Here is a 2,632-nt window from a genome sequence, read left to right as displayed (position 1 = left end):
CCATCCGCTGGCACTCTTTCTCGACGACTTGCAGTGGCTCGACATGGCCACGCTCGACCTGTTCGAGGACCTGCTGACGCAGTCGGATCTGCAGCACCTGATGCTGATCGGCGCTTACCGGGACAATGAAGTCAAAGCCACCCATCCGCTGATGGGCAAGCTTCAGGCCATCAGGAACATCGGCACCCGGATCGATGAAATCACGCTTGTCCCGCTCGCCCTTGAACACATCGAGAAGCTGATTGCGGATACGCTGCACTGCGAGCCGGCACGCGCCGCACCACTCGCGCAACTCGTGCAGGAGAAGACCGCGGGCAACCCGTTCTTCGTGATCCAGTTTCTGCACGCGCTCGCCGAAGAGGATTTACTCACTTTTGATCATGACGCGGCATGCTGGTGCTGGGATCCCGATCGCATCCATGCGCAGGGATACACCGAGAATGTCGTCGACCTGATGATCGGCAAGCTGACCCGCCTGCCGGCCGAAACACAGCAGGCGTTGCAGCAGCTTGCCTGCCTCGGCAACGTTGCCGCGATCGCGATGCTTTCGATCGTACTCGGAACCCCGGAGAAGCAGGTGCACGCGTCGCTGTGGCTGGCGGTCCACCACGGGGTGGTCGAGCGCCTGGAAACCTCCTGGCGATTTGTGCACGACCGGGTGCAGGAGGCCGCCTATTCACTAATCCCGGAAGCGTCTCGCGCCGAGGTCCATCTGCGGATCGGGCGGCTGCTCGCCGCGCAGACTCCTCCCGGGAAACGGGAAGAGGCGATCTTCGAGATCGTCAACCAGTTCAACCGCGGCGTGGCGTTGATCACTGCCCCCGACGAGCGTGAGCGGCTGGCCGGGTTCAACCTGCTCGCCGGCCAGCGCGCCAGGGCGTCGACAGCCTATGCCTCGGCGCTCACCTATCTCGTCACCGGCGCGGAACTACTGAAGGCTGATAGCTGGGAGTGCCAGCATGACCTGATGTTTGCGCTGGAGCTGAACCGGGCCGAATGCGAATTCCTGACCGGTGCGCTGGCTGAAGCGGAGCAGCGGCTTGTTCAGCTGTCAATGCACGCTGAAAACATCGTCGAACGAGCGACGGTCGCGTGCCTGCGCGTCGATTTATACACCACGCTCGGCCAAAGCGGCCGAGCGATCGCTGTAAGCCTCGACTACCTCCGACGTCTGGGTATTGACTGGTCGCCACACCCGACAGATAAGGAAGTGCGCCACGAGTACGAGCGGATCTGGTGCCAGCTCGGCGGACGCGAGATTGAAGCGCTCGTTGATCTGCCCTCAATGAGTGATCCGGCTTGCCTCGCAACCCTCGACGTGCTGATCAGGACCGGGGCTCCTGCAGCATTCACGGACGCCAATCTGCCTTCCCTGGTCTACTGCCGCGCGGTGAGCCTTAGCCTTCAGTACGGCAATGGTGATGCGTCATGCCACGCCTACGCCCAGCTTGCTACGGTGCTGGGGCCGCACTTCGGCGACTACGAGACCGGATTTCGCTTCGGGCGGCTTGGCTACGAACTGGTGGAACGCCGCGGATTGAGGCGTTTCGAGGCCAGGACCTATATGCAGTGTGCTTACCTCATGGCATGGACCAGGCATGTCCGCGACTGCCGTGATCTGCTGCGCCGCGCGTTTGACGCCGCCAATCGGATCGGCGATCTCACGCATGCGGCGTACACCTGCAATTTGCTGAACACAAACCTGCTCGCGGCTGGCGACCCGCTCATTGAGTCGCAACACGAGGCCGAGCACGGTCTCGCGTTCGCGCATAAGGTCCGGTTCGGGTTCGCCGTTGACGTCATGTCTACGCAACTCGCGCTCATTCGAACGCTGCGCGGCTTGACGCCAGCCTTCGGCTCCTTCGACGACGAGCAGTTTAGTGAGCTTTCTATTGAGCATCGGTTCGCCCTTAACCCGGATTTGGCCTTTGCTGAGTGCTGGTACTGGGTCCGCAAACTACAGGCGCGCTTTTTTGCCGGCAACTATGCGGCGGCGATCGAAGTTTCGTTGAAAGCTCAACAGCTGTTGTGGACCTCGGTCTCCCAGTTCGAAACAGCGGAATATCACTTCTATGACGCACTATCCCGCGCTGCAGCCTGCGCTTGCGCGACAGCCGGCGAGCGGCAGCACCACGTAGACGCTCTGGCTGGGCATTACAGGCAACTCCAGGTATGGGCAGCGAATTGCCCGGAGAATTTCGAAAACCGTGCCGCACTGGTCGGGGCTGAGATCGCCCGCATCGAAGGCCGCGTGCTTGACGCCGAGCAGCTCTACGAGCAGGCGATCCACTCGGCGCAGGAGCATGGCTTTGTCCACAATGAGGCGCTCGCCAGCGAACTCGCGTCCCGCTTCTATGCGGCGCGCGGTCTTGAGAAGATTGCCCGGATGTATCTGCAGGACGCGCGCTACGGCTACCTGCGTTGGGGTGCCGACGGCAAGGTACGGCAACTCGAGGAACTGTATCCGTACCTGAGGACAGAAGCGCCGCCGCCCGGCCCGACGGGCACGATCGCGACGCCGGTCGACCACCTCGACCTTGCGACCGTGACCAGGGTATCGCAGACGGTCTCGGGCGAAATCGTCCTGGAAAGGCTGATCCATACGCTCATGCGCACGGCGATTGAGCAGGCG

General features: G+C 62.2%; 1 protein-coding gene. It reads left to right on the top strand.

Features of this window, described 5'->3' with window-relative positions:
* The coding region (locus tag HV744_RS36345; protein ID WP_425497903.1) for an ATP-binding protein at positions 1-2,632 on the top strand (2,632 nt) is incomplete at both ends.

The organism is Paraburkholderia ultramafica (genome assembly GCF_902859915.1).
GTDB classification, from domain to species: domain Bacteria; phylum Pseudomonadota; class Gammaproteobacteria; order Burkholderiales; family Burkholderiaceae; genus Paraburkholderia; species Paraburkholderia ultramafica.
The sequence above is the reverse complement of the archived record's forward strand: the minus strand, read 5'-3'. Positions and strand labels throughout refer to the sequence as shown.